The 1,799-nt window shown below is 71.4% G+C and carries 2 protein-coding genes; both read right to left on the reverse strand.

What is annotated here, in order from left to right:
* On the reverse strand, positions 1 to 302 hold a 302-nt coding region (locus tag Q0L15_RS21415; protein WP_296606786.1), incomplete at its 3' end, for a hypothetical protein.
* Positions 303 to 456: 154 nt separating this feature from the next.
* On the reverse strand, positions 457 to 1,242 hold the full coding sequence (locus Q0L15_RS21420; protein ID WP_296606787.1) for a sigma-70 family RNA polymerase sigma factor: 786 nt from the start codon (positions 1,240 to 1,242) through the stop codon (positions 457 to 459).
* Positions 1,243 to 1,799 lie beyond the last annotated feature (557 nt).

Genomic DNA, 1,799 nt, shown 5'->3' on the forward strand with positions numbered 1-1,799 from the left:
CCCACGATCGCGAGGCTGCCGACGATCGCGGCGACGCGCCGCTCCCGGGTCGGTCGGCGCTGCGGCAGGGTGAGTCGCGAGAGGTCGTCGGGGATCAGTGCGGTGGCCGCCTCGGCCATCAGCTGCTCGCGCAGCGAGACGACGAACTCGGGGCGCGCCGAGACCTGCGGGGTGGCGCGTAGGGCGCCGACCAGCTCGAGCAGCTCGGTGGCGTGCGTGTCGGAGGCGCCGGGCGTCGAGCTGCCCTCGACGTAGGCGTCGAACTCCTCGGCGCGTCGTTGCGCCGTGAACCCCCAGGTCATCTGCTCTGCCCCATCCAGCCGAACGGTCGGCCCCCGGTCGGGGGCTGCGACGTCTGGACCAACGACGCGCGGGCGCGCGAGGTTACGGCGCGCGGCGGGGTTGCGTAAACGATTTCGACCAGCCGGTCCACAGGGGTGCTCGAGGGGCGCGGCATCAGTCCCGGATCCCTTCGGGCATCAGCTTGGCGAGGTTGCGCACCCCGCGCAGCTGCAGCTGCTTCACGGCGCCGTCGCTGCGCCCCAGGACCGCCGCCGTCTCGGCGATGCTCATGCCCTGGAGGAACCGCATCACGAGGCAGTCGCGCTGCTCGGGCGGCAGCTCGGTGAGCGCCCGGAGCAGGATCTCGTTGGTGAGTCCGGCGAGCACGGAGGACTCGGGACCCTCCGTCGCGTCGTCGTGGAGCCCCATGTCCTCGGTGGTGAGCTCGAGGCGGGTGCGTCCGGCCTTGAAGTGGTCGGTGGCGAGGTTGCGCGCGATCGTCATCAGCCAGGCGCCGAAGTCCTTGCCCTGCCAACGGAAGTTGTTCATGCTGCGCAGCGCGCGGAAGAACGTCTCCGAGGTGAGGTCCTCGGCGAGCGTGCCCGACCGGGTGCGGTAGAAGAGGAAGCGGTAGACCGACGGCTGGTAGTGGTCGTAGAGCAGGCCGAACGCGTCCGAGTCGCCCTTGCGGGCGAGCTCGACCAGCGCGATCAGGCGGGTGCGCTCGGCCTCGTCCTCCTCCGAGGAGGCGGCGAGCTCGGCGTCGCCGTACCCGTCCGGTCCGCCGGCGCCTCCCGTCGGAGCCGGTCCGTGGGGCGCCTCGGTGTGGTCGCTGGCGACCTCGATGGCCAGCAGCCCGGGGACGCCGGCGAGGCGGGGATGCTCGACGAGCAGCGTGTGGGCCACGAGACGTCGCAGCGCGTCGAGACCGCGCGCGACGTCGATGTCCTCCCACGACATGATGAGTAGTCCTCCCGGAAGCTTCCCCCGAAGCCTGAGGGCCATCGTAAACGTGAGTTACGCCCCTGGGAACAGTTGTTCACGGAAAGGACGGCCGAGTCGGCTGTCCGGGCGCGGCTTCAGCACTGCGGAGGCATGACGGGATCCTGCTGCATGTGTGGGTGGGTCGGTGTCCTCCCGTGGCGCCAGTGTTCGTCCTCCACCAGGCGGGTCAAGGGTTCCTGCGGCGGCTTCGCCGCCCTTGACCCGTCTGGCTCCGGACGAGTTGGCGCCTATCGGGAGGACGCCGACCTGTGGTCAGCCCGGGACGTCATACGTTCTGGGCGCTCGGACCCCCAGAACGTATGACCTCCCGCAGAGACCCGGCGGAGGTCATCCGAGGTGGTTGCCCGGGCGACCAGGACGTATGACGTCCCGGCGACCAGGCCTCGGCGGCACTCAGGACGGACAATCCAGCACCGGGAGGCCGCCCCACCACCCACTCAGCAGAGGAGCGGGGACCGGGAATCCTGCACCGCGCCCGCGCCCGCGCCGGACGCGGGCTCAGCGGCGGCGGC

The organism is Nocardioides sp. (assembly GCF_024509035.1).
In the GTDB taxonomy this organism is placed as follows: domain Bacteria; phylum Actinomycetota; class Actinomycetes; order Propionibacteriales; family Nocardioidaceae; genus Nocardioides.

Excerpts from the sequence above, each read along its gene's own strand:
- Q0L15_RS21420 (WP_296606787.1), bottom strand. The coding sequence starts at position 1,242 with ATGTCGTGGGAGGACATCGACGTCGCGCGCGGTCTCGACGCGCTGCGA.